Consider the following 25,544-nt stretch of genomic DNA (forward strand, 5'->3'; position numbering starts at 1 on the left):
TCTTGACTTGTCGCACCCCGGTAGCATTCGCTTCCGGGGCGTTTTTACGTCCGCCCGCCTGGCTGATCGTCAGCATCGCGGCCAGGTCACCGGTCATCTCCACGCGCAGCACGCCGTCGACCGGCGTCAGCACGATGCGCTCGATGAGTCCGCGGATGACCTCCTGCGCCTGCGCGCGGCTTGCTTCGCTGCTGTACGCGGCGAGCAGGTCCTCGACCTTGGCGCGGTAAACCTGTGCCAGCTTCGGGTGGAACAGGGCAGGGGCGGATGGCTCGGTCGCTTCGGCGAGCATATCCTCGAGCGTGGCCTTGCGGCGGCCGAACCGGTTGAGCTCGTCGCGCACCAGCGTCGCGTCCACCCCGTTCAGGATGGCGTTGGTCAGCCGATGGATGCTGGCCTCGACACCCTTCAGCTCCTGGCGATGCGCTGCACCGTCACGGTCGCGCTCGCGGGCCAGCCTGTTGCTCTCGGCGACGTACTCCGCGACGAACGCCTCGATGACGTCGGGTCGGAGCATGTCGTCCTTCAGCGCCGCAAGCACGAGCTCCTCCAGCTCGCCGATGCGGATCGTCAAACTGTTGCTGCAGCCGGCCTCGCCATAGTTGCTGCGCGCATGGCAGCCCGAGCGCAGTTTGCCGACCTTGCCGTAGTTCGACCCGCAAACCCCGCAGGTCACCTTGCCGGTCAACAGGTATTTGGGGCGCTGCTTGGCCCAGAACGGTGTCACCTCGGGGCAGTGCGGGCAGGCGGTCTGTTCCTGGCGTGCCTTCACCTTTGCCCAGAGCTCGTCGCTGACGATGCGCAAATGCGGTGCCTCGGCGGTCTTCTTGACCCCCTTGGCGGTTGCGAAGGCGTGGCGCTTGCCCGTCTCTGGGTCCTTGCGGAACGTCTGGCGCTGATGCTCGGGTCGACCGACATAGGCCTGGTTGTTGAGGATGCCGGTGCCGCGCTTCTTGTTGCCGTTGATGGTCGAGGCCGACCATTTACCGCCGCGCGGTCCCGGCACGCCGCGGCGGTAGAGGTCCGCGGCGATGTCCTTGCCGGAGCGCCCGGCGGCATATTCTTCGCAGATCCACACGATGGTCGCTGCCTCGGCCGGGTCTACCTTAAGGTGGCCGGGGATGCGGTCGCCGCGCGCGTCGAGCTGGAAGTCGAGCTCGTAGCCATAGGCGCGCCCGCCGGCGTTCAGGCCTTTCATATGTCGATCCGCGAGCGCATCGCGGGTCTTGCGCGATGTCGCCGAGATCTGTTCGGCGTTCATCGTCCCCTTCATGCCGATGTGCAGCCGGGTGATCTCGCCCTCAGCCACCGTCACCAGCCGGATGCCGAGGAACTGCAGCCGCTCGTAGACCTTGGCGGTGTGCGACTGGCCGCGCGACACGCGGTCGAGTTCGTCGGCCAGTACGATATCGACCTCACCACGCTCGCACGCGGCCAGCACCGCCTGGATGCCGGGGCGGTTAAGCGTCGCGCCCGAGATCGCCTCGTCGGCCCATGCGCCAACCTCCTGCCAGCCGGCCTTCGCAACATAGGCTCGCATGTTACCGTTCTGCACCGCGATGGTCTCGGGCTTCTGCATATCGGTCGAGTAGCGGGCGTAGAGCGCGACCCTCATCACTTCACTTCCCCATCGCTGCGGGCGTTACGGCCAAGATGAGTCCGCGCGAGATCGCGCGCAAGCAGTCTGGCGAGCGCCAGTGCAGCCGCGTGGCGTGCCATTTCGGGAGTGCGGGGCGGTGGAGCAGGGCGGGGATGGTGTGCCATCCACCAGCTCACAGGACGAAAGCATCGTCCGACCCACGCGAGTCGCCGTAGAAAATGTGCGACCGGCGACCGCTTCCGGCTGCCGGTCGCACGGTCTCACCGGGTCATGCCGGCGTTCATCGCGCGCCTCGCCACCAGACCAAGCCTTTTCGTCGGCGGGGTCCACGTCGCTCGGTCAAGCAACCCGCGCCCGCCGTCGGTATGGCGGCGACCCAGGCGTACGAGATCTTCATCACCGTAATCATGATCGTCGCCATCGACCCGGTACCACGCAACAAGACGTCCATCCGACCCACGCAACGCAAGCGTCTCGGCGATGGTCATCGCGCCGCTGGCGCCGCGCTCGGGTGAGCTGAACCGTACCCGCTCGCCGGGATGCGCGACGTGTGGCTCGAAAGCCGCCAGTTCATCGGGTTCGAAGCCGGCACGCCCGCGGTTGCCGAGATAGATGATCGGCGGTGCCGGCGGCGTGTAGCGAGCGCGATAACCCTGCAGTGCCGATGTTGCTTCGTCGAGCGCGACGCGCGTCTCGGCTTCTCGTACCTGCCGCTCCGCCCAGCTTGCCACGCCCGCAGCCGTCTCGCCGAGCGGGTGGACGAAGCCGCGGTCAGCCGCACGCTGCACGGCTACACGACCGCTCGCGGCGACATTGCCCACGACCAGCGAGTCGTTGAAGCGGTGCAGATCAACATCCAGCTTGGTACCCCAATCCAGCGACACCGCGCGCCGTGCCGCATCACGGACCTGCTCGTGCAGCCCCTGCGGCCGCAGCTGCGGCTCGTCGCGCGCGCTCAGATGCCCAAGACCGGCGTCTTCCAGCGCTCGCGTGGCGCGGTCGCGGGCCACGCTGAGTGGCAGGACACTCCCAGCCGCAGCGAGGCGATCGCTTGTCACCGACCAGTCGATGAGGATCATGCGCGCGATGTCGACGATGGTCGCGGCGTGTTCCTCTCCTACCGCCATCGCATCGAAGTGGCGTCCCGCTGCGGCCGCTAGCCGCTCACGCTCCATGCGCCAGCCTTGCTGGCTCAACGAATAGCAGATGTAACGGCTCGTCAAATTGACCGCCTGCTCCTCCCAGCTGTCCGCGCGACTGCGCGACGTCTTCATCGTGTTCAGCCGAGCCAGCACCACCTGGCCGGCGGGGGTCAGGTCTTCGTACAGGAGCGGCTCCAGCACGCGCTCGAAGTTCTTTTGTGGAAAGACGCGCATCGAAGCCTTTCGATCTGCCGCCTCGGCTCGTTGCCACCATTCGCCGTCGGAATGTGATGATGGGGCAACGATGTGGCCAGCTTTCACGTCTGCGCTGATAGCAGCGATGGTGCGTTCGACTGCGGAACCGCTTTCCGGCCAGCCCCCCACGCTGGCGAGGTCGCGGTCGAGCTGCGTGTCCCCGTCGAACATCCCCCGCAGCAGTGCCGCTACCTCCACGCTGCGACAAACGTCATAGTCACGCCGACTGTTGGTCGTGCCGCGTAGCAGATGCGGTACGCCAAGCCCGGTGGCGATGCTGTGTGCAAGCCACGCGCTCTGCGTGGTAACTGGCTGCTCGGGGTCGTCGCGTGCTTCCTCGACCGTCATGCACCACAATGCCAGCACCATCCGCGCGCCATCCAGTGTGCTGGCGGCGTGAACCGCGTCGTCGTCGATCTGGCGGGAGATGACGGCAGCGATGCGCCCCATCAGGCGATAGTCGACACACGGGTCGTCCTGCGCATCATCGAAGGCATTGCACAGATAGGCGTACGCGATGCCCGAAGCCTTCTTCATCAGCTTCGCCGATGTCGTCGCGTTGGTCGTTTTGTTGTCGGTCGTATCCATCATTCGTCTCCGCTCGTTCACGGAGCCTGACCCGGCACATGCTCACAATTGATGAAGCGCTCCGTCCGCCGCGCAGGCAGGAAGATGCATCATCATCGTTGAGCCCGGGTCTTGCAGCTCCGATCAAGCTTCAAGCGGAAAAGGGTCGAGCAACCTACGCGCCTGAAGCTGCGATACGCGGCAGTAGGTCGCGAGATGTGGCACCTTAAAAGCGGAAGGTCCGCTTTCAAACTTGGTGGAAAGCGGACCTTCCGTTTTGCAGGCCGGACCCCAGGAAACCGGCCGAACGGGTATCCCAGATGCATCAATGTTTTGCATCGCCGAAGCCCGCGGTTTCCTGCCGTTCTTCGGCTGATGCGCAATCCGTGACTTCTGCATCGCGTCGCGGTTGAGGGGTAATTCGTTACGTAGGGTATTCGTCACCAGTCTAGGTGCATACTCAGCGGATCGGTAACGGGGAGACGCGGTGATGATGGCAACGATAATCACGTTCGGAATGGCCCTGATCGCATCCTTGCAGGCACAGGATACGTCAAAGGCGAATTCATCGTTTCAACAGGCAGCGCCTGCCGTCCCCGATAGCAAAACGCCTGTTTTTCCATATCCTGTGTACGTGGTGCCCGTTCAACAGAGGGACGATCGCACGCCTAAGCAGCGTTGCTGGAATAATGAATCCGCTAGGATCGGGGAAACCCTCAGCGACCTCGATCGGCGTGCGATCGATCTGAAATGCAGCCAGCGCTAGCGATTAAACTTGATGCAAAACTTTTGATTTTCGCATCACGAACGGCGGCTTTGGGGATCGGCGGGACAAGCCTCGAATGACCGACTTTGGGCGTAAGCGGAACGGCTGGAATCGATGGTTAGCCGATGGTTCGCTTTGAACGCTGCCAAGCGCGTGAGCGGACACTCGACACTATCGCCGCCACTTATTATCGCTTCCACAAATCTGCTGTATTTGAGTACCCGTCTCAGCAAGTCGTCTCATCTCGCGGGCGCATGCCGGTATGTTAACGTCACACAGGAGCGGCTTTGCGTCTGCCGGGTCAATAATCCAGCCGCCAAAGCTATCCCATACTAAATCGCTGTAAAAGACGTATAGTGTTGAAGGTGTCTGAGCGGATGAATATCGTACCATTAGACGGCAGACTTTCTCTGACGGCGATAATACAGCTTTGACTTACCGAACGGGAAGGCAACAACGTTCCGTGTTCAGGCTGAACGAACGTCCTAAGGTGGGGAGGGCGCTGGCGCCCGCGAGTGTCTGGAAGTAGGTCCATGCGGCCTTAAAGTCGTTTCTCGAGCCATAAGCCACGCGGCGGAACTGGCGCGCCTAGCGGAATTGGTTCTGCTCCCCCTGTCGAACTCTCACCCCGCGCGATTGGAGGACAGGCGGAGCAGTCGCCCGCCAGGTCCGTCTTCCAGCAGCCATAGCGCCCCGTCCGGGCCAGCCATGACCGCGCGGATCCGCGCGCCCATCGTCCACCGCTCCGCTTCGCTGGGGACTGCGCCGTCGAACGCGATGCGGATCAGCGCTTCCGACGCCAGTCCACCGACAAAGGCGGAGCCGCGCCACTGCGGAAACATCGTGCCGTCATAGAAGGTGAGCCCGGCCGGCGCGATGATCGGGCTCCAATACAGCGCCGGCTGCTGGAATTTCGTCTTGCCGGCGGGCGAAGCGATCGGCGTGTCGTCGTAGTTCTCGCCGTAGGATACGATCGGCCAGCCATAGTTCCTGCCGGGCTCGATCAGGTTCAGCTCGTCGCCGCCCTGCGGCCCCATCTCGGTCGACCAAAGGCGACCCTTGGCATCGAACGCCAGCCCGTAGGGGTTGCGATGACCCGTCGTCCAGGTCTCCGCCCGGGTCAGGTTCTGGCCGGGAATCGTGACCTGGCGTACCGGCGCGGTGGCGGCGCCGCCGGTATTTTCCGGCGGATCGATGATGCCGATCGTGGTCGCGCCGATCTTGCCGGCGCCGGGATTGCCGGGCGCTGGCGTGCCATCCAGCGTCAGCCGCAGGATCTTGCCGAGCGCCTGATCGGGGTCCTGCGCGGGGGTGAAACGCTGGCGTTCGCCGGAGGTGAGGAAAAGATAGCGGCCGTCGGGCGAGAATGCGATGTAGCCGCCGAACTGCCCGCCCTTGCCGCGGGGCAGTTGCCGCCACACAACCCGAAGGTCTCTCAGCACCGGTTGCGCCGTGCCGGGATCGAGCGTCGCGCGCGCCAGCGCCAGACCGTCGCCGCCCGCGCCGGGTTCGGCATAGGTGAGGTAGACGTGCCCGCTCTGCGCGAAGTCGGGCGCGGTGGCGACGAACAACAGACCGCCCTGTCCCTCGAAGTGGACGCGCGGCACGCCGCCAACCGGCGTCTTCACGCCCGCCGCGCTGACCAGCCACAGCCGGCCGGGCTTTTCGGTCACCAGCATCCTCTGGTCCGGCAGAAAGGCCAGCGCCCAGGGGGAGTCGAACGCGGCGACGGGATCGACCTTGAACGGCTTGGACGACGCGGGGGTCGCCGCGCCGTAGTTCACCGGTGGCGCGGGCGCCTGCGAGCCGGCCGGTGGTGCGGCGCGGTCCGTCGGTCCGCAGCCGATCAGCAGCGACAGCGCAGCCATGGACAGTCTAGGATAAGCAGGCACAGGCTATCCTCTCAATACAGGCGGCCGGTGTGTCGCAAACGCGATCGAGCGACCAGCCGATTATCGCGTCGAACGCGTGATGCGTCGGCGCTGGACGTCCGTCCACATTGCCGGGCTCGGATGGCATTTGCCCGGCGTCTCATTGGCTACTGCCACCCATTGGCTACTGCCACCGGTCCGCCGATGCCCGGCGTCGCGTGACGTGGGCGTGATGACCAGTAGCGAGACGCCCTGCCGCGGCAGATCGAACGCCAGCGTGGCGTCGCCCCTGCGAGCCGTCAGGCGCGTCGGCGCGGCATCCATGGTCGTGAGTTCGGCGGCCTTCAGCAACGTGGCACGCTGTTCGTTCGTCGGGGCGAGCGGCGATCCCATGGCGCGCCATGCGGCGAAGCTGTTCGAGTGGCTGGCGTCGATCCGGTAGTGGGTCAGTGTCGCGCCCTTGGCAAAGGCGCGCGGTAATCGGCGCAGCTGCAGTCGCACCGCGGCTTTCGGCCCCGGCAGATCGTCGTCATGATAGTGCCAGACGAGCACCGCAAGCTTGTCGCCGTCGAGGCTGGCGACGCTGCCGACGTCCGCGGTGCCGCGCACGCCCTCGGTCATCACTGTGTCCAACGCGACTTGATGGTCGGACATGGCCGGGACGTAGCGACCCTTCATCTGCGCGAACATCTTGAACATGTTCATGACGGGCAGGTCGATGCCGTTCGAGGTGAGTTGGCGAAAGCCCGCGAACGGTGCCTGATCCTCGAACTCGAACGCCCATGACAGGATGCCCTCCAGATTGAGGCGATGGCGGTCGGCAAGCGCCAGCAGGCGGGGAAAGGATGCCGCGGTGTAGCTCGAGTACATGGTGCCGTTGCGGTACGCATTGGCCGGCCCCTGGCAGGCCGCGCAGCCCTCCGGGTCGGACTCGCCGATGATGATGGGTTTGTTACGGAATGCCGGATTGGCCGCGAGCGCGGTGAATTCATGCTCGGCAGCTTTGAGGTGGGTGTTTAGGCCCATGCGCACATGGCCGCCCTTCGCATCCTGGACCACCTCGGGCTGGCCCTTGGCATGGAAGGACAGAAAGTCGGTCGGTGTGCCTGCCGCTTGTACGTGAGCCATGAATGCCGTCAGGAAGTCGTCACCGGCTCCGGCATTGTCCGGTCCTCCGACCCGCGCGCCGGGTAGCGCCCGCCGGACACCGCGCACCGCGGCATCGTGCAAACGGAAGAACTCCTCGCGCGTCCCGCCCCAGTAATATTGCGGCAGGTTGGCTTCGTTCCAGGTCTGAAAATACCAGCTCGCGACGTCTTCGCGGCCATAGCGGTCGACGCAATGACGCACCCACTGGTAGATCAAGTCTTCCCAACGCCCATAGTCGCGTGGGGGATAGGCCCAGCCGGTGCGCAACGCGCCGCTGCCTGGCCGCCAATCATGCTGATAGGGGACCGGCCTGGTCGACATTGCCTCGGGCATGAAGCCGAGCTCGACATAGGGTTTGACGCCGCGCGCGCGGTACGTGTCGAAAATCCGATCTACCACGGTCCAGTCGTAGACCGGGCGACCGCTCGCATCCTCCGAATAGATACCGGTGGACCCCCATTTCAGCGCTGGGGTGCCATCTCCCGAGGTCAAAAGGTTATGGGTGCGGAAATACACCTGGTCGGGCGCGAGTTTGCCCAAGGTCGCCAGCGTGGTTCGTCCGTCCTTCATCGTCGCATAGTTTGGCTCGTCAGCGCCGAAGAAGCGCCACACAGGGTCCACGGGCCGTTCGGGACGACCGGCATCGACCTCTATGACCACGGAAAACGCGTCGGCAGCAGGGGTCGGGTCCCCTCTTGCGGGAGCGAGAGCGGTGATCGCCGCAGCACCGACCATCATCAACCGTATCATGATGTCGTCACCTGCTCCGCCGGAGACGAACACCATGCAGACGATGTCATCTTTGACCACGCTAGCAGCGCGACGGCGGACATCATAACTCGAGCCGGAGATTTGAATGGACAGCGGATCTCACGCGGGTTGCTGAAGCCCGGCAATGCCAGTTCGTGAATGGAGACTGCGGATCGCAGCGCAGGCTGGTCAATCCGATCGAGCGGTACCATCTGCACGTCACTTCGTCCCTCGTGGCGAAAGCCAGCCGCTGTCGGCCAGCCAGTCTTGCAGGCGATCAGGCCAGTGCAGGATCGATATCCGATCCGACTCGTCGAGGTTGAACGCGTGGCCGCTATCCGCATACATGTGCAACTCCGCCGACACGCCGCTTTTCCGGAGCTGTTCGTAGAGCGCGACCGTGGGTGCCGCACAGCAGGGATCGCGGCTTCCGGCGACCAGGAAGGCCGGCGGCGCGTTCTTGACGGCGGTGGCTGGGATGCCGCGCGGTCCGGGGAAGACAAGCACCTGGAAATCAGGGCGTGCGGATTGTTTGTCGACGGCATCAACGGCGCTGCGTCGTGCTGGCTCTGGATTGTCCGCGATCAGCGACACGAGTTCGCCTCCGGCTGAAAAGCCCATCGCACCGACGCGCGTCGGGTCGATGCCATAGTCGGTGGCATGCGCGCGAACCCAGCGCAGCGCGCGCCGCGCATCGTCCGCCGCATCGCCCTCGACCGAGTATTTCGACCCGGGCTCGTTCGCGAGCCGGTATTTGAGCACAAACGCGGTGACGCCCATGCGATTCAGTGCGGTCGCGACCTTGGTTCCTTCATTGGTCCAAACGAGCAGTTTGTGGCCGCCACCAGGCATGATCACCATCGCCGCCCCGTTGCGGTGCGCAGGCGCGGCGGGGAAGGCGATCAGCGACGGATCATGGATGTTGCGTACCCAATAGTCGCGGGCGATCTCGGCCTCGCCACGGTGCGCAGCCGATCGCGGCGCGCCGTTGGGCCAGAGCTTGATCACGGTGTAGTGCGGCGGTTGCTCAGGCGCGGGATCCTGTGCCCCCAGTGGAACGGCCGCCACCAGCGCAACTGCCATGAGCACCGCCCGTTTCACTTGGCTTCTGCCATTGCGGCCACTGCTGCGCGCGCGGTCAGGATGGAGGCCGGGCGTGCGCTTGCTCCTGCAAGATTACCCGTATCACTGACGGCCGGGCTCGTCTGCGCCGCGGTGGCGATACGAGCCATGACATCGGTCTGCGCCAGCGCGGGCGAGATTGCGCAAATCGTCAAGCTGGAGAGGTACGAAAAAGGGCGCCGAACCCATCGAGGGGTGGCTTTCAAGCGGGATCCGTATCCCATGGTCGCTCTCCCGATCTTATCGTTCTTATTTAAGGATATCGATAGCGCTACCATAGCCCAACGATTTTTAGCATGTTCTACATAGCAAGAACTGAGCTGCGTCCTATGCTGCCATTCTCTCGCGCTTGCCGGAGCTTGGATACCAAATCTCCGACGGGATAAACGCGTGACTATTCGTCTCAGCAAGGCTCCAGGCGTAATCGGCAAAATGTTCTGCGCGCATAAAATGCTGTTCCTGCTCAACCGGGTTGGTACTTTTTCTGCACGCATCCCGCGCCGCTGCTTCCTCTGCAAGCCATTGACTAATCTGGCGCTTTTCATTCAAAATAGATGACATGACAACTCCATAGCAACCATATGCGAGGCTGATCGTCGGAGTAACGCCTGATCTTAAGTTCTGGATCAAAGTAGGACCCAAGAATTATTTCAATATTTTTACAATTAATGTAACGGGATACCGTCTCTTAACCGAAAGGTCATAGTCGCCATTTCGTCGTAACTCGTTGCTTGACCTGATTAATCAAGGGCATCAGGTGATTGATACGGCGCGCGCTGCATGATCGAAGCATAGTAAATAGATTTTTCGGCTCGAGTTGCTCAAGACAGCAGCGAAGGGTGAACCCGCTACGATAGGCGGCACCGCGACAATGGGCTGGCGCTGATCTTGAAGGATAATGATCGTCTAATTGCGGACATTTAGCATCGCGGCCATGGACACGGCGGGGGGTGGCGCCAAGGCCTGCTGGCGGACCCGGGCTGTCTGCTTTTTACTGACGCGGATGGTCGGCCAGGCGACAATGGTAGCCGCAACGCTCCGTCGTCGCCCAAGGCCATCGTCGCGCGGACACACTTTCAACAGGACAATTGCGTCGGAATAGCACGCTGTTAAGATCGTGCGAAACAACAGTTAAATGGGGGAAGAGATGCGGGTCGTTCTGGCAACCATATTGGCACTAATGGGCGTCGCGCCAGCGAACGCGGTGATCGTAACGCGCGCATACTCGCTGACGGCGAGCAACTTTCAAAACTTCAACGGCACGCCGTCGCCGATCACGGCCTTGAGCGCGGCATTTCAGCTGACTTATGACGATAGCATGAGCGGCTTTGTCGGTGCGCCGACCAGTTTCAGCAGCATCACCAATGGTGTGCCCAATGCCGGGCCATTCGCGGCGGCGCCGATCTTTGGCTATTTTCCGGCAGCAGGTCCGATGGCGACCTTCCCCCGCCTGGGCGTGGGCGGCGCGCTTAACGGCGGCAACACGCTGTTGAACCGCACCGACGATTTCTATTTCACGTTCGATGCCAGCGCTGCTGGTCCGACCCGTGCGATGCTGAGCTTCACCGCCGCAGGCAATGCGACGCCGTTCATCGCGACCGATGCCATCGTCACACCCGTTGCCGTCGTGGCAGCGGTTCCCGAACCTGCCACCTGGGCCATGTTCATCGTTGGCTTCGGTCTGCTCGGCGGTGTCATGCGTCGCCGCCAGCGCGCGAATGTCCGCTTCGCCTGACGGCACTGCAGGGGTGACAAGTACGGGTCGGGTGACGAGACCTAATAACCGTGCTTTAATCTGGGCGCACAACACGGAGATCTTGTGTGCGATACGCGATAAGCAAATTGGCAGGCGCGCTTTGCATGGCCGGCATGGGGGCCGCGGGCTTCTGCCAGACCGGCTCGGTCGCAACAAACGCCGTGCCCGGATCGAACCCGATCATCCGCGACAAGTTCACCGCGGATCCCGCGCCGATGGTCGTTGGCGACCGGTTGTATCTGTATGTCGGACATGACCAAGCGCAACGGGACGAAATGTTCAACATGCGAGAATGGCTCGTTTATTCGACCACGGACATGACGCATTGGCAGGATCATGGGCCGATCATGAAGGTCAGTGATTTCCGTTGGGCCAAGCAGGATGCATGGGCATCACAGACGATCGCGAAGAACGGGAAATACTGGTTTTATGCTGCGGTGGAGCATGATGCTACACACCCGGGAAAGGCGATCGCAGTGGCGGTGGCGGACACGCCGACCGGGCCGTTCGTTGATGCGAAGGGCGCAGCGCTCATTACCAACCAAATGACCCCAAAGGGTACGCATAGTTGGGAGGATATCGACCCGACCGTTTATACGGACGAGACGGGCACGACTTGGATCGCGTGGGGTAACCGGCAGGCGTATATCGCCAAGCTGAAGGCTAACATGATCGAGATCGATGGTCCGATCACTGAGATTACGCCACCGAATTTCGAGGAAGGGCCGTGGCTGCACAAGCGCGGTGCGCTCTGGTATCTCACATATGCCTCGCTCAATCGATCTAAGCACCGGGACGAACGCGTGTCCTATGCGACAGCGACCAGCCCGCGCGGGCCATGGAAATATCACGGCGAGCTGACCGGATCCGGCAAGTACAGTTTCACTATCCATCCCGGTATCGTCGACTTCAAGGGGCAGTCCTACTTGTTTCTGCACAATGCTATGCTCGCAATCGGCGACATGAGTGGAGCAATTGGTCGGCGTGCGGTGACCGTGGAGCGGCTGTGCTACAACCCGGATGGAACAATGGGGCCGGTTGTTCAGACACAGGCAGGTGTCTCGTTGCCGGCGCCACGCTGAACGACCGAGACCTCTTGAAGCGCCTGAAAGCGTCCGTGGGGAGGCAGCTTTAATTGCTCGGCTTCCAGAAGCGGCCCGCCTGCGCTCACCGGAAGGCGGCCTACCGGCTCCAGTCCCGAAGTGAGGAAACGGCCGCCTACTGCGAGATACTGTCTAGGAGAAGACAGGCCGGTTGCCCCCCATTACGACGTTTATGACGGCAGATCAGGCGCCAAAAGCGGTCACCGCGGAGATGGGTGAGCGTTCGAAGTCGGGAAGGGGTGAGAGCTCTGAATGCACTGTTTTGGGTCTGGACGTATCCTGACTTCTACTTGTCACCTGCATGTCGCGCCCGAAATAGGCTTCGTCCTTCCGTGAAGTAAACGACACCCAGAACTGCAACGCCGATCGCCAGGTAACCGAGGGCCAGCGGATAGGTCGTACCATCATAGGCCTGGCCGATGACGGAGCCGACGATCACCGCACCGACGCTGGTGATGAAGCCCTGTATCGAGGACGCGGTGCCGGCGATGTGTCCGACAGGCTCCATCGCCATCGCACCGAAATTCGACCCGCACAGTCCGATGCAGGTCATGCTGAGTGCCTGGAACAGCATGTACGTCTCCAAGGACTCCCGTCCGACGCCGATCACGACGAGGTGGAGCAGCGACAGCGCAATCAGCGCGAGCAATGCGGACTGGGAGATGAGGCGGGTGCCAAGCCGCTCGACGAGGCGGCTGTTGGCAAAGGATGCACAGCCCATCGAGAAGGCGCAGACGGCGAACAGGATCGTGAAGCGTTCACCGGCATGGAATTCATCGACGAAGATCTGCTGCGCGGACGAGACGAAGGCGATGATGCCGCCGAATGTCATCGAAGCCGCCACGGCATAGCCAGCGGAGAAGCGGTTCGTCAGCGTCAATCGGTACGCGCGGCCGAGAGACGCGCGCGACAAGGGTGAACGACGTTCCACCGGCAGGGATTCGCGCAGGCGCAGCGCAGACCAGGCGAGGACGACGGCCGCAAAGGTCGCCAGCGCGTAGAAGATAAAGCGCCAGGGGCCGAAGGCCAGCAGGACCTGGCCGAGGCTGGGCGCCATGATCGGTACCAGGAAGAAGATCATCTGGGCGACGGAGAGCGTGCGCGCCATCTGGCGACCCGAATAGCGGTCACGCACGATCGCGACCGCAAGTACACGCGTCGATGCCGACATGAGGCCCTGGAGTACGCGTGCGCCGAGAAGGGTGGGGAATGTTTGCGAACCTGCGGCGAAGATGCTGGCTGCCACGAAGCCGGCAAGGGTGACGAGCAGGATCGGCCTGCGGCCAAATCTGTCTGCAAGCGGGCCGTAGACGAGCTGTCCAGCACCGAAGCCCAGCATGTAGACCGTGATGATCCACTGTCGGTGGTTGGCCGTCGTGATGGCAAGCTGATGGCCGATGTCGGCGAGCGCAGGCAGCATCAGGTCCACGCCCAAAGCGTTTACCGCCATCAGCGCGGCGACGAACGCGACAAACTCGCCGGGACGCATGGAGGAGGAAGTCTGCTTATCGATCATCGCCGCCATCTAGGTCGACAATTTGCTGGTGACCATGCCTGCCGGCACGCACAAACGTCGGCTCACGAGAGGTGAATTATGGGGAGATTGGCTTTTTGACCCGCAGGCAGCGTTCGATCAATCACGGGGCAAATCTCGTTCGCCGGCAGTGACCGTAGGCTCCCTGAACGAGCGTTTGACGTTGCAGAGCACCAACGACACGCTGAACGTCCTACTCGTAAGTCTCGCCGGAAGCGGTAAGCCAGGAGCGTGTTCGCCAAGTAAAGGGCCTGTGCAGCTAAACTCTGTCCGATGGTTCAAACGTCCATTTGGCAGAAAACATTGCCAGCAGAAGATCGACGTAGCTCCAGCCCTTGGCTCGGGCGGCGATTGCCGAGAGGCAAACTTGATCTTCGCGCCCCGGGCGACCCGGCCCCGTCATGTTGAGTTTTAGACGGTCCGCGTTCGACATCAAGCTACGCCATGAGCAAGTAGCGACTTTCCCCCCGCGTACAAAATAACTTGGCCATTTGATTGTTATACAGGCGGACTTTTCACTTCGTGATTGCAGTATTGTAGTAATAAGGTTATGCGCTTGCGGCATTCCAATAGGCTATTGCAAAACTTGCTCGCTCGCTATTATTAGGTCGACTTATGACTGCAACCTTGCGGCTGCCCTGCCATATCTCAAGTCCACAACGGTTGATGTGATCAGCGGCTTCGACAATCGATTGCTCGTCGTGCAACGCGGAGAGGTCCGCCCCGCTTACAATTTCGCCACAACGGCCCAGTTCATAGATCCTATAACGCATACCATGTCCCCCATCCTAGTCCTGCCGGGAAACGGTAAACAGGGTGTAAACGCCGCGGGTCAGCCCATGACCTACCAACGAAAGGTTTGACGGTTCGATCTTCGGTCGACGAGCCCCTGTCTTTGCTGCGCTTCTATTAGGTCGGCTGCGTATTCGCCGAGCCGTTCGCGGGAAAGCGCATCGTTCAGTCCTCCAACGATGCGCTGTACTCGATCGCACTCTGCTGCGAGATCTGCATTGGTCGGCACGTTCGTCTCCATTACATCGCAGGAAACGACGAAGCAGACAATCAGCTGAATATAGTTTGCGAAAAGTTAAGTAATTTTCGATCCAGCGACTGATCGAATCACAGATGCGGCGAACCGATCTACCCTCGGTTATACCCCGACCAGAATTTGTCAACCGCAGTTGCGATCAAGTCGAATGGTACAGCGCCGGGTTTACGTTGCGGCGGCCATGCGCTTACGGGTGAGTTGTCGCTGACAGAACGGGTAGTCCAAACTTGACACATCATTGCGTGATTCACCCGCGGTATGATCGTTCATAAAGTGTTGTCATGGCACGTGTGTCATAACGAGAAATTGCAAGGGGCGGTGGGCCTTTGCAATGCGTCACGGAACGAGGTTAAATCGGGACTTAACTGGATCTTAGAGACGCTGACAGACGATAGCCCCATGAACACCTATCGCCGCCCGGTGGCTGGTGCCGACAAAGATTCGCTTGATCGGCGGCACGCAGACCGAACGGGTATGCGCCTTCCGGCCGTGCTCATCACGTCTCTTGCAGATAAGCACCCGGCAATCATTCAAGACGTGTCTACCCTGGGCTTCAAGGTTCGCTCGAAATACGGGGCCACTGTGGGGCGGTTTCTCTCAATCGATATACCGGGGCTCGCTACGTACTCCGGTTGGGTAGCTTGGTCTTATTATGATCAATTCGGGCTCGACGTGGCCAACGCCATTCCGGAGCCGGTTATCGCACACATCATCGCGATGGCCGTACAGGCTGGAGAGGGGCCAGCCCCCGCAGGAATGATGTAGCTCAGGTATGCCACTGATTCGATGCTTGGATGCGCCTATGAGAATGCAAGCCCCGCGAGTTCAACTACCAGCTCGCTCGAGAGCAGGGCAGGAGCCTAGCTAGCCTGTCAACGATGATAGAGCATAACGCCGCCTACCTGAACCACTTCGTCAATCGGGGTAAGTCACGGCGCCTGCCGGAAGACGAGCGCCGCCACCCTGCTATCGCGCTTAACGTTAAAGAGCGGGCGCTGGGCGCGCGCGATCCTTGGTCACCGGGCTGTGGGAGATAAAGCCTCCTGACCCTATCGGACTGCGCGTCGCAAGTCGCCTTGTTACGTATCAGGCGTTGCCTCGACTGGGCCTTGAACGGTCGTGCATTAATTGAGCTAGCTCGGCCGCTGATCGGTCGCGTCAGAGTCCAAGATGTATCCGCATAAACCGCGCGAAGCGAGGAGAGACGCCATAGCCGACCGAGGTTGCCAGGATAATAGCGATGGGGAGGCCCCAAATGATCGCGAGTACGCCGTACAAAATCATCATGCTCGAGAGATGGCAGTAATACTGCCCGCAACCAGCTTTAGTTTTCACCCTTAGGGCGAAAGTGTCTCGATTCTGACCACTGCTTACCACGTTAAAGCGCCTGGATGGCCAGTGCGGAGCGTCTAAAATCTATGCGCAGGCAACAACTGTAGCAGGATACTTAATAATCAAACCGTCCGACCTGACCAGGGAGGGCTACGATGCCTGAAGACGGAGGCACTGCCAGACAGGTAAATCCGCATCAGTAACGTATTCAAACCTGCTGCGGTTTAACATATAAAACGCCCGACTTTTGCAAGCCGGGCGAGCCAATTACTTGTTTGGCTTGTCGAAGATCCAATAACGCATTCTCGGTCCCCTTGTTTGCTGGTTAAAATGCCGCGCTTCGGCGCCGCCAGCGCTGTAGTTTTAATATTTCATTAACATGAACGGACGGTCGGGCTTTGACGTCAGTGCGATGAGTCGAACGCTTTTTGAGGCAGTGGGATGTCAGTGCATGCGAATTCGCGAACGGTCGTGGATCTGACCGCGCTCGTTGCCGAAGAATGTGCGCGCGCGACCGCGCAGTTCGCGGGCGTGCGCGTGAAGATGTCCGGCGACGCAGTCCTTCTGCGGCGGATGACCCGCAATCTCCTCGAAAACGCGCAACGCCATGGCGGCGGGACACAGATTCTCGTCACGCTGACAGCCTCTGCAGCGGAGATCGCGCTTGAGGTCCACGATGGTGGCGCAGGCGTCGCGCCCAGCGAGTGTGAGGCCATCTTCGCGCCGTTCTACAGAGCACGGGGCGCGAACGAGGGTGATGGCGGACATGGCCTCGGTCTCAGCCTCGTCCGTCAGATTGCACGGCAACACGGTGGTGAGGTGCGCTGCATCGCAGCCGAGACAGGCGGTGGTCGGTTCAGGGTGGCATTGCCGAGATGAATGGCTCTACTGCAATGCCGGCCGGAAGCGGCCGGGAACCTACCTGGACGGACAACCGAAGTTGGTGGAGCACAGAGGGTGCCTGAACGCCCGCTTGTGGGTCAAATCTGCGAAAACGACGCCGGACTTAGGATCTGGTTGTCTATTCCTGTGGTGATTTCGCGGTCGGTAAGCCCCGGCGTCGAGATGAGCCGGCGCCAAGCGGGATCCGACCCGAAGGTACGCCAGTTTCGCTCACGGGTCGCAAAGTCGGGAAACGTCAGCAGGTAGGTCAGGCTCGGCAGGCGAGCTCCGGTAAGGTCCTGGGCGAAAAAGACCGGCGTTAGGCCAGTCCGACGGAATATCTCGATCTCACCGCCCGTGTCGAACATCCCGATCTTGGTCATTCCTGCCGCGTCGCTATGGCTGAAATACGTCCTGAGTTCGAATATGCGCGGCGTGTTGCTGCTCGAAGCGTCGGTCAACTCGAGACGAGGAAAGTGAGGGAACGCGCGCATCAGCTTCACCTCGAGGGACGCGTATGGCGGCGCGTCGGGCGTCGCCTTCAAAAATGATCCGGCAGCCGTGGTGTAGTTCGGATCGGCGGTGAGCCTGCCGGGCAACGCCACGAAATCCTCAATCGAGGGATAGGGGACGAGAACATGGACGCTTGGACTTGCGGACCCGATCGCCACCGTAAATACACCCACCGGCCCGCAACCCGCGCGTCGTGCCGCCGGGATAAAGGCGTTTCTCAGATAAGCGTCCAGACGGTCCTTCATGGGGCCATTTACCAGCCGATAGGTCCGCAGCTCGTAGATCTCCAGCTTTGCGGCCGCGTCGCGGGATTGAGCCCGAGCCTCGACAGCTGCAAGCGCCACGCCGCCCATAGCGGCTCCTGCGAGCAATGAACGTCGATCAATTGGATATGCCATCATGTCCTCGCAAAGCCGTACGGGCCAGTCGAGCGCAAGCCGCAACCGTCGTCAATCCGCGATGTGTACCCTCTGATGATCGACCTTCGCCGACCGCGCGGCATTCCTGCGTCCAATGGGTCAGCTGGGTGACGTCAACCGGTTCAGCGCTATGATATATAGATAAATGCTGACAGCGCTTATTCATCAAAAGCGACTGTCCAGCTGGCGTGCAAGTGCGACAAGAGTTGAGGATCTGAGACTGGCAACCGAGCGGCCGACTTTCGGTCAGTCCATGTCGACGAATGGCAAGAGCCACTGTCGAGCGCGCGGCGCAACGGTTCCACCCTGTCGGCATAGGCGGCCAGCCGGCTTATGTAACTGGCAGCCGATAGGGTGTACGGTAGCGGGGCGTGATTAGTCGGTTCGCTTCTGCGTCATCCCTGAACTGACCTGATGCAGCATCCCAATTCACCTTGCGGCCTGTGCGCAACGCGATGTTTCCCATTTGGCAGACGATCGCGGTGTTGGACGCGGCCTCAATCGTACACGCTGGCGTGCGCGCGCGATCTTTAACGCAGGCAATGAAGTCGGCTGTGTGCCGGTCGAGCCCCTCGTCCCTGGCTTTCGTGACCGGGATCTCTCGAGTCATGGCTTTGCCATCGCTTGTTTCTGGCGTGACACGCCACTGGCCACGATCGACGACAAGGGTGCCGGTCTCGCCGACGAAGGCGACGCCGTGGTCGCGGCCGCCATAGGGGCCCTGACTGATGCCGACCGCATGCTCCCATTCCACGGAATAGTCGCCAAAGTCGTAGATGGCGGTCTGCGTGTCCGGGGTCTCCATCGCAGAGTCTGGATAGCCATAGGCGCCGCCGAGCGCGCTGACCGAACGAGGTGCCTCGGCCTTCATGCCCAACAGCGCGATGTCCATCAAATGGACGCCCCAGTCGGTCATCAGGCCGCCCGCATAGTCCCAATACCAGCGCCAGCTGAAGTGAAAGCGATTGGGGTTGAATGGGCGCAGCGGTCCGGGGCCAAGCCAGCTGTCATAATCGACGCCAGCGGGTGGGGCCTGATCCGGTTGGGGAACGACGCGCTTCATCCATCCCATGTACGCCCAGGCCTTGACCTTTCGGACCCGACCGATGCCGCCGGATTGAACATGCGCGATTGCGTCTGCCCAGTGCTGGTTGCTGCGTTGCCACTGACCAACCTGAACCACACGATTGTGACGCTGTTTGGCGGCGACCATGGCACGGCATTCGGCAATGGAGTTTCCGAGCGGCTTTTCGCAATATGCGTCCTTGCCCGCGGACATGGCATCGACCAACTGAAGCGCGTGCCAATGGTCGGGCGTGGCGATGATCACCGCGTCTATCGACTTGTCGTCCAGCATACGACGATAGTCGTCGTAGAGCTTCGGCGTGCGGCCTGAGACCTTCTTCAATTCGGCACCGCGTGCCGCAAGGACCGTAGCGTCGACGTCGCAAAGGGCTACGGGCGCCACGTCGGCCCGCTTGCACATGGCAGAAAGATCCGACCAGCCCATGCCCTTGCAACCGATCAGACCCACCTGGACCTGGTCGTTCGCCGACACCCGGCCGCGGCGCTGGGCAAAGGCCTGGCCAAGTGGCACCACGGTAGCAGCCGAGGCTGCGAGGCCGCCAACCAAGAGGGCGCGGCGGTCGAAGCTGGTGGTCATGTTGGTCCTCCCCAATCTGTCCTGACGGCATTGGTAGCGCCCAACCGCGCCTTCGCAAGACTACAGACGCAAAGGGAGTGCGCCGCAAAACGCAGTTCCAGCTCTTGGTCAGGGTCATCCAGACGAAAAGCAGCGTTCGGTCGGCCATGACCAAGAGCGTCACGCATCGTCGAAATAACGATCCGAATGATAGAGCAGTGCTCAACCTTTTCGATGGCAGTTGGGCACCCGCAAGTTCTGATGCATGTTGGCCTGGTCGATGAGAATGATACCCTTCCTGACGAAGCCGCGCTTGCATGGGCGCTCCTCGACCACGCCGACACCGACCGTGCTATCTGTGATGACGTGCTCGAAGCCATCTCCATCCGGCTGGCGGTCGTTGCCGGCGGTTCGACGGCCGCGCTGGGCGAAGACCGCCGCGCTTGCGACGGTCCTTGCCGAGGAGTTCGGGTTCGTCGGCGACGCTCGCCTTCGCACCAGGATTACCCCCAAGGTGCCCAGTTCGGCGTCTTAACTTAAAACGCTACCTTGAACTGGCCGCCGATGATCCGCGGCTCGTTGATCATGCCCGTCAAATTGTTGAAGTCGATCGCGCTGATGCTGCGATACTGGTTCGTGATGTTGCGCACGAACGCGCCGACCTCATACCCCTGCGGCGATTTATAGCCGACCTTGAGCCCGCCTTCGAGCGACGACTTGCCGGTGAACTCTACCGCTTCATACAGGAAGAAGTTGACGCGGCTGCGATACACCCAGTCGGTATAGGCATAGACCTCGCCGCCATTGGCGAGCGGGATCCCGTAGCGCGCGGTCCAGTTGGCGATCCAGCGTGGCGCCTGGGGAAGATCGTTGCCGTCGATCATCGCAAACCCGTTCACGATCGGATCGAGCACGGTGCAGGTCGCGCAGACCCCCACGCCGATCGAGCGATCGCGGATCTCGGTGAAGTTGTAGCTGCCGCTCGCGGTCAGCGACAATTCGGGCACCGGCCGTGCCTCGAACTCGCCCTCGACGCCGTAGCCGATCGCCTTGTCCGCGCTGATCAGACGGGCCGAGTTGCTGCTGCCGCCGACCGCAGTGATCTGCAGGTCCTTGGTGCTGTACCAATAGGCGTCGAGCGAGAAGTTCACCTTCCGGTCGAGCAGCGTCCCCTTGAAGCCGCTCTCGCCCGAGAAGGTCGTCTGTTTCGGTGCGGTGCTCTGGACGCTGCCGAACGTCACGCGGTCCTGGATCGCCGGCCCTTGATAGCCGGTCGCAAGCCGCGAATACACGTTGATCGCGGGGGTCAGCTCATAGGTCGCGCTCGCGTCCCAGGTCACGTTCGAGCCACGGACGACCGCCCGCGCGGGCAGTGTGTCGCTGATCCCGGTGCCGGGGATCGGTGCGGTCACGAGATCGTTGCGATAGTCGTGCGAATAGCGGACGCCCGCGCGCAACGTCAGCAACTCGGTCGGCTTCGCCTCGATCGATGCAAACGCACCGTAATTCTCGTTGCGATTGTCGTGGAAGATGTCCTGCGTCAGGTCGGTCGCACGCGATCCGGTACCGCCGAACGCATAGTCATATTGATGATAGCGCAGCGTCTGGTAGAAATAATACAGCCCGCCCTGCAAGCGGATGCCGTTCATGTCCTCGCTGGCGTAGCGCAGTTCCTGGCTGAACTCCTTGGGCTTGGTGAGGCCGCCGGTGTTCGACGGGAACAGCCCGACGCCGATCGCGCCGATCGTGCCGCCCGTGAACGGGTAGCTGTTGCCGCCATCGACGTCGCCGGTGCTCTCGACTTTGGCCTGTTCATAGCCGGTGACCGAATAGAAGGTGCCGATGCCGTCGAGGTGATAATCGAGCCGCAGGTTCGTGCCCCATTGCGTCAGGCTCTGGCTGGTATAGCCGTCGAGCGTGACATGCTTGGGGTCGAAGCCGGTGTTGAAGTCGTTGGTGCCGGGTTTGAACAGCCCGGCGCGGAAGATGCGCGGCGAGCCCGTGAGGTCACGAACGTGGACGTTCAGCAAGGCGTTGAAGTCGCTGCTGGTATAGCCGAGCTGGAAGCGGCCGGCGACATCGCGGTACCCTTCGAGCTTGCGGTCGGCATTGCCCGTCGTGGAATCGTTGGTGACCCAATCGTCGCGCGACTGGATCAGGCCCGATGCACGGAATGCGAAGCCGTTGCCGATCGGCAGGTTCAGCGCCGCCTCACCGTTGATCGTGTTGTAGGTCGCCCAAGATCCGGTCGCGTAGCCCGAGACCTTGTCCGGATCCGGCTTGGCGGAATTGATCTTCACGACGCCGGCTGGCGTGTTGCGCCCGAACAGCGTGCCCTGCGGCCCGCGCAGCACTTCGACGCTTTGCAGGTCGAACACCGGGAAGGATTTCAGCATCGGATTTTCGAGTGCGACGTCGTCATACACCACCGACACCGGCTGTGCGGCGTTCGGATCGAAATCGGTATTGCCGAGCCCGCGGATGTAGAAGCGCGGGAAGGTGCGGCCGAACGACGACTCCACCTGAAGGCTCGGCGTGCGGCCGGCAAGGAACCGGATATCAAGGCCGCTCGAGTTGAGCACGTCGAGTTTCTCACCGCTGATCGCGGTGACCGCGAGCGGCACGTCCTTCGCCGATTCGCGACGGCGGGTCGCTGTGACGACGATGTCGCCGACGCCCTGTTCGCCGGCCGGATCGCCGACGGCTTGCCCTGTCGGCGCCTGGTCCTGCGCGACGGCGGGTGTGGCACAGACGAATAACGGCGCGCTGGCGGCCAGCAGCCGGGCGATGGCAGACGTACGAACGGGCAAGCGAATCATGGATGGTCCCCCTTGGGCTTCGAACATCCTCCTGCGTCGATCCGTGTGGCCCGGATCCGACCCCGACCGGTAACATCACTGCAACGTGCGGCAATAGACACGATCGGCGGCGAAGCGTTTTTGCGGCGCACCGCGACATCTTTGCCCCAGTTGGCGCCGCAGTCATCCCGACGATTGGTTGCGGAGAGCGCAATGGTGAAGCTATTGCGGCCCTGCAGACGCGGCGATCGTGCCGGACCGGGAAATAGATATGCGCGTGCTTCTCATCGGGTTGGGTGACATCGCTCGCAAAGCATATCTTCCGGTTCTGTCGACGCGAGCTGATCTCGACATTCACCTGGCGACGCGCGATGCGGGCGTCCTTGACGAGGTCGGCCGCTCGTTTCGTATCGGGCATCGGCACACCAGCGCTGCAGATGCGCTTTTCACCACATCCTTCGACGCCGCCCTCGTCCACGCGTCCACGCAGGCACATGGTGAGCTCGTCAGGCTCCTTGTTGAGAGAGGCGTCCCGACCTTCGTCGACAAGCCGCTCGCCGATAATCTCGGTGACGTCGAAGCGCTTGTCGCCTTGGCTACGGACCGTGTCGTTCCGCTCATGGTCGGCTTCAACCGGCGGTTTGCGCCAGATTATTTCGCATTGCGAGGCATCGACGCGAACCTCGTCATCCTCGAAAAGCACCGCTACCGGCAACCCGACGAACCGCGGAAGGTCGTCTTCGATGACTTCATCCATGTCGTCGATACGCTGCTGTTCCTGGCCCCAGGACCCGTTTGCCGACGCAACATCGAAACCCATGTGGTAGACGGCATGCTCCACACGATCACCCTCACGCTGGCAGGCGACGGGTTTACCGCTATCGGCACAATGCATCGTAACAGTGGGCTCGACGAGGAACGCCTGGACGTCATTGGCGGTGGGGCCCGTCATACCGTGCTGAACCTTGCTGATCGCGTCGAGACGAGCGGGACCCAGCGCTTACATCGACGAGGCGATTGGATCTCGGTAGGACAGCAGCGCGGCTTTGCGGCGATGTGCGACGCCTTCCTACATGCGGCGCGTGAGCGAAGGCCGGTCGATGCAGCCGCTATTCTCGCAACGCATGAAGTTTGTGAGGCCATCGTCCGTCACGCGGAGGCGTGAAGTCTCGGACACGGCTTCCGTAATTTGAAGGCGTCGGCGCACAGGCCGCGCCGCACCGACAAGGTCGCCCCCACTCCATGTACGCCAGTGCCGACAACCGCCTAAATGGCGGCATGCAGTGGCTTAGCCGGAAACCTCATTGAATGAGTGTCCGCAGCTCGGCGGGGGAAGGCCCGGCAACGTCTGCTTGTGGGTCGTAGGTGAAAGAAGGTCGTGCGTGGCGGCAGTCCCTCGGACTGCCATGGGCCAGGTCTGTAGCGAATTGCGTTGTAGAACGACCCAAGGGTTATTGGCCGGCATTTGGACGACGCGAGTCAGCGTGGTGGACCCGTCAGATGCTACGATCACCGTCACGCCGTCGCGTAAGCCCCAGAGCGGGTTGCGTGTCTTCAGGGAAGCGTCGAACGAGTCGTTGGACGGCCCGGTCGGCTGACCTGCACGGTAAAAGGGGGCGTGCAGGAACAATAAATCGCCCGCTCGCAACAGGGGGGCGGCCCGGCGAGCAACCCGAGCGTCGCCGACTACAGGCTGAGATGGACCATGTTGATGCAGGATATGGGCGCCGCGCTTGCGATCGCTCAGCCTGCAACGGCAGTGTCGAGGGCGAGTGGCGGTCGGACATTGTCTGCCTTGTCGCACCACGCAACGGTCGAGAGGCGGGCGGCGGACTCCGGATCGCTCGGTCGCCATCGGCGTCACAATCCTGCAACAATATCACACTAATCTAATGGGGTATGGAGCCGAACAGCCCCGCGCATATGGCGCGAAGGATTCTCATTGGGAGGATCGAGACCCTGAGCATCGGCCAGCCCGGTGCAGCCCTCAGCTTCGAAGGGAGGCTGGCCGCAGAGAACGGATGGACCGGGTCGTTTGCAGACCGGGTCGCGACGGAATATCGTCGCTTCCTCGCGCTGGTCGCGATCAGCGATGAGCAGCTTACGCCGTCGGACGCAGTTGATCAGGCGTGGCATCTGCATCTGGCTTATACCCGCGATTATTGGCACGGCCTCTGCCGCGATATCGTCGCGCGCGATATTCATCACGAGCCGACATCGGGTGGCCCCGAGCAGCGCGAGCACTATCGTAACCGCTACGCGCATACGCTCAATTTATACCGGGACACCTTCGGTGCTGCACCGCCCGACGATGTTTGGCCCGATCCCTCCGAACGGTTCTCGGGGAATTTCCAGCGGATCGACCGGACCAGAAAGATGCTTCTGAGCGCGGAAGAGGCGACGTTGGTCGGGTTCACTTGCGCCGGCCTGGTTGTCCTGATCGTTCAAGATATGGTGGCGCTGGTTGCCATTTTCCTCCTTGCCGTCGCGATCGTCACCTGGATCCAAGGTGCGCGACTAAAGGCCGGCAGAGCTGGTCGTCGTTTCGATCTGAACTTCGACGGTGACGCTTGCGGGTCGGACGGATGCGGTAGCGGCGATGGCGGGTGCGGCGGGGGGTGCTCATGACCCACCCCGTCGTGCGTCGGGCGACGAGGAGGGGCGCACCGCCGCCAAGCGAGACATGGGCGTCGATGGCGGTGCACGCCAGCACCAACCCGAATACTGCAAAGCTGTTCGCGCTACCTTTAATCCGGAGTGGGGCCCGCGGGATTTGCCGCCACGCACACTGCGTCCTGACATTCGCGCACGAGCGGCAGAGGTGAAAGGACGTCCGCTTTCGGGCTGCTCAAAGACACTACTGCAGGAGTGGCTCTGAGTCTTTGCGATGCCGTCTTTCGAGCGGGAGTGAGCCGCAAGTTTCCAGCTGTGCAAGCGCTGAGGGGGCTCGAATGCGCGCAGGTGAGGCGACTGGCCTCCCTCCGAAATGTGATCTCTAGCTTTGGGTGTCGATGAAGCTACGCTGATCGCCATGGATCTGGTCTTTGGCTGGCGCACGGCTGTCCTCACGGTGGCAGCGGCAATTTTGCTTCCGCTGGCGGTCGGCTTGTCGGCGTCGTTTCACAACCGGCTGGCCGCGCGCGCGCTTGCCGCGCTTCTGTTGATGCCGAGTTGGGGTCTCTACGATAGCAAGTGGGATTGGCGCGGCTGGCTCGATCAGGCGGTCGACCGGCTGGTCACCGCGCGGGTGCCGCGATTGGTCGTCGATCTGCGCGCGAACGAGAGGGGGGGGGGG

17 protein-coding genes and 1 pseudogene are annotated in these 25,544 nt (G+C 62.0%); 7 read left to right on the forward strand and 11 right to left on the reverse strand.

Features of this window, described 5'->3' with window-relative positions:
- From ASE89_RS13140 to ASE89_RS20530, 6 genes are all read right to left on the reverse strand, one after another.
- Positions 1-1,615, reverse strand: a 1,615-nt coding sequence (locus ASE89_RS13140) for a recombinase family protein (RefSeq protein WP_056678553.1), incomplete at its 3' end; no start/stop codon positions are given.
- 245 nt (positions 1,616-1,860) lie between these two features.
- Entirely contained in the window at positions 1,861-3,585 is a 1,725-nt protein-coding gene (locus ASE89_RS13145; protein ID WP_156363492.1) for a hypothetical protein, read from the reverse strand.
- 1,368 nt (positions 3,586-4,953) lie between these two features.
- A complete protein-coding gene (locus ASE89_RS13150; protein ID WP_056678557.1) occupies positions 4,954-6,198 on the reverse strand; it encodes a PQQ-dependent sugar dehydrogenase in 1,245 nt (414 codons plus the stop codon).
- An 84-nt stretch (positions 6,199-6,282) separates the two neighbouring features.
- Positions 6,283-8,136 carry a GH39 family glycosyl hydrolase gene (locus tag ASE89_RS13155; protein WP_330219060.1) on the reverse strand — a complete coding sequence of 618 codons (1,854 nt, stop codon included), beginning with the start codon at positions 8,134-8,136 and terminating at the stop codon, positions 6,283-6,285.
- A 183-nt stretch (positions 8,137-8,319) separates the two neighbouring features.
- On the reverse strand, positions 8,320-9,183 hold the full coding sequence (locus tag ASE89_RS13160; protein WP_156363493.1) for an alpha/beta hydrolase: 864 nt from the start codon (positions 9,181-9,183) through the stop codon (positions 8,320-8,322).
- Positions 9,184-9,549: 366 nt separating this feature from the next.
- A complete protein-coding gene (locus ASE89_RS20530) occupies positions 9,550-9,783 on the reverse strand; it encodes a hypothetical protein (protein WP_156363494.1) in 234 nt (77 codons plus the stop codon).
- Between the two features lie 586 nt (positions 9,784-10,369).
- Here ASE89_RS20530 and ASE89_RS13165 point away from each other — a divergent pair.
- Positions 10,370-10,957, forward strand: a complete 588-nt coding sequence (locus ASE89_RS13165) for a PEPxxWA-CTERM sorting domain-containing protein (protein WP_031393126.1) — start codon at positions 10,370-10,372, stop codon at positions 10,955-10,957.
- A 125-nt stretch (positions 10,958-11,082) separates the two neighbouring features.
- Positions 11,083-12,060, forward strand: a complete 978-nt coding sequence (locus ASE89_RS13170) for a glycoside hydrolase family 43 protein (RefSeq protein ID WP_056678563.1) — start codon at positions 11,083-11,085, stop codon at positions 12,058-12,060.
- A 307-nt stretch (positions 12,061-12,367) separates the two neighbouring features.
- Here ASE89_RS13170 and ASE89_RS13175 read toward each other — a convergent pair whose 3' ends face one another.
- Positions 12,368-13,570 carry a multidrug effflux MFS transporter gene (locus ASE89_RS13175; protein WP_056678804.1) on the reverse strand — a complete coding sequence of 401 codons (1,203 nt, stop codon included), beginning with the start codon at positions 13,568-13,570 and terminating at the stop codon, positions 12,368-12,370.
- 1,492 nt (positions 13,571-15,062) lie between these two features.
- Between ASE89_RS13175 and ASE89_RS13180 the strand changes: the two genes are divergently transcribed.
- Entirely contained in the window at positions 15,063-15,428 is a 366-nt protein-coding gene (locus ASE89_RS13180; protein WP_156363495.1) for a hypothetical protein, read from the forward strand.
- Positions 15,429-16,466: 1,038 nt separating this feature from the next.
- Complete coding sequence (locus ASE89_RS13185) at positions 16,467-16,874, forward strand: sensor histidine kinase (protein WP_197979479.1); 408 nt, start codon at positions 16,467-16,469, stop codon at positions 16,872-16,874.
- A gap of 101 nt (positions 16,875-16,975) precedes the next feature.
- Here ASE89_RS13185 and ASE89_RS13190 read toward each other — a convergent pair whose 3' ends face one another.
- The 3 genes from ASE89_RS13190 to ASE89_RS13205 form a co-directional block, all read right to left on the reverse strand.
- On the reverse strand, positions 16,976-17,743 hold the full coding sequence (locus ASE89_RS13190) for an NIPSNAP family protein (RefSeq protein WP_056678573.1): 768 nt from the start codon (positions 17,741-17,743) through the stop codon (positions 16,976-16,978).
- Positions 17,744-18,140: 397 nt separating this feature from the next.
- Positions 18,141-19,472, reverse strand: a complete 1,332-nt coding sequence (locus tag ASE89_RS13195) for a Gfo/Idh/MocA family protein (protein WP_056678576.1) — start codon at positions 19,470-19,472, stop codon at positions 18,141-18,143.
- Between the two features lie 515 nt (positions 19,473-19,987).
- On the reverse strand, positions 19,988-22,270 hold the full coding sequence (locus ASE89_RS13205; RefSeq protein WP_197979480.1) for a TonB-dependent receptor: 2,283 nt from the start codon (positions 22,268-22,270) through the stop codon (positions 19,988-19,990).
- A gap of 250 nt (positions 22,271-22,520) precedes the next feature.
- On the opposite strand from ASE89_RS13205, the gene ASE89_RS13210 reads away from it, so the two are divergent.
- A complete protein-coding gene (locus tag ASE89_RS13210; RefSeq protein ID WP_056678583.1) occupies positions 22,521-23,414 on the forward strand; it encodes a Gfo/Idh/MocA family protein in 894 nt (297 codons plus the stop codon).
- 123 nt (positions 23,415-23,537) lie between these two features.
- On the opposite strand, the gene ASE89_RS21615 is transcribed toward ASE89_RS13210, so the two are convergent.
- On the reverse strand, positions 23,538-24,104 hold the full coding sequence (locus tag ASE89_RS21615; protein ID WP_082451507.1) for a DUF938 domain-containing protein: 567 nt from the start codon (positions 24,102-24,104) through the stop codon (positions 23,538-23,540).
- A gap of 44 nt (positions 24,105-24,148) precedes the next feature.
- Here ASE89_RS21615 and ASE89_RS13215 point away from each other — a divergent pair, with 44 nt between their 5' ends.
- Both ASE89_RS13215 and ASE89_RS20845 read left to right on the forward strand, forming a co-directional pair.
- The gene (locus ASE89_RS13215) at positions 24,149-24,877 is read left to right on the forward strand and encodes a glycine-rich domain-containing protein (protein WP_056678586.1); all 729 of its coding nucleotides are present in this window, start codon (positions 24,149-24,151) and stop codon (positions 24,875-24,877) included.
- Between the two features lie 373 nt (positions 24,878-25,250).
- Positions 25,251-25,544 (forward strand): annotated as a pseudogene (locus ASE89_RS20845) (hypothetical protein); the annotation flags it as partial.

Origin of the sequence: Sphingomonas sp. Leaf30 (assembly GCF_001422525.1) — a bacterium.
GTDB lineage: Bacteria > Pseudomonadota > Alphaproteobacteria > Sphingomonadales > Sphingomonadaceae > Sphingomonas > Sphingomonas aerolata.

Bases quoted from the DNA above. Each gene is read 5' to 3' on its own strand.
- ASE89_RS13165 (WP_031393126.1), top strand. From the start codon at position 10,370: ATGCGGGTCGTTCTGGCAACCATATTGGCACTAATGGGCGTCGCGCCA.
- ASE89_RS13155 (WP_330219060.1), bottom strand. From the start codon at position 8,136: ATGGTGTTCGTCTCCGGCGGAGCAGGTGACGACATCATGATACGGTTG.
- ASE89_RS13215 (WP_056678586.1), top strand. From the start codon at position 24,149: ATGGAGCCGAACAGCCCCGCGCATATGGCGCGAAGGATTCTCATTGGG.
- ASE89_RS20530 (WP_156363494.1), bottom strand. From the start codon at position 9,783: ATGTCATCTATTTTGAATGAAAAGCGCCAGATTAGTCAATGGCTTGCA.
- ASE89_RS13210 (WP_056678583.1), top strand. From the start codon at position 22,521: ATGCGCGTGCTTCTCATCGGGTTGGGTGACATCGCTCGCAAAGCATAT.
- ASE89_RS13195 (WP_056678576.1), bottom strand. From the start codon at position 19,472: ATGACCACCAGCTTCGACCGCCGCGCCCTCTTGGTTGGCGGCCTCGCA.
- ASE89_RS13175 (WP_056678804.1), bottom strand. From the start codon at position 13,570: ATGCGTCCCGGCGAGTTTGTCGCGTTCGTCGCCGCGCTGATGGCGGTA.
- ASE89_RS13170 (WP_056678563.1), top strand. From the start codon at position 11,083: ATGGCCGGCATGGGGGCCGCGGGCTTCTGCCAGACCGGCTCGGTCGCA.
- ASE89_RS13180 (WP_156363495.1), top strand. From the start codon at position 15,063: ATGAACACCTATCGCCGCCCGGTGGCTGGTGCCGACAAAGATTCGCTT.
- ASE89_RS13150 (WP_056678557.1), bottom strand. From the start codon at position 6,198: ATGGCTGCGCTGTCGCTGCTGATCGGCTGCGGACCGACGGACCGCGCC.
- ASE89_RS21615 (WP_082451507.1), bottom strand. From the start codon at position 24,104: ATGGCGACCGAGCGATCCGGAGTCCGCCGCCCGCCTCTCGACCGTTGC.
- ASE89_RS13190 (WP_056678573.1), bottom strand. From the start codon at position 17,743: ATGGGCGGCGTGGCGCTTGCAGCTGTCGAGGCTCGGGCTCAATCCCGC.
- ASE89_RS13160 (WP_156363493.1), bottom strand. From the start codon at position 9,183: ATGGCAGTTGCGCTGGTGGCGGCCGTTCCACTGGGGGCACAGGATCCC.
- ASE89_RS13145 (WP_156363492.1), bottom strand. From the start codon at position 3,585: ATGGATACGACCGACAACAAAACGACCAACGCGACGACATCGGCGAAG.
- ASE89_RS13205 (WP_197979480.1), bottom strand. From the start codon at position 22,270: ATGATTCGCTTGCCCGTTCGTACGTCTGCCATCGCCCGGCTGCTGGCC.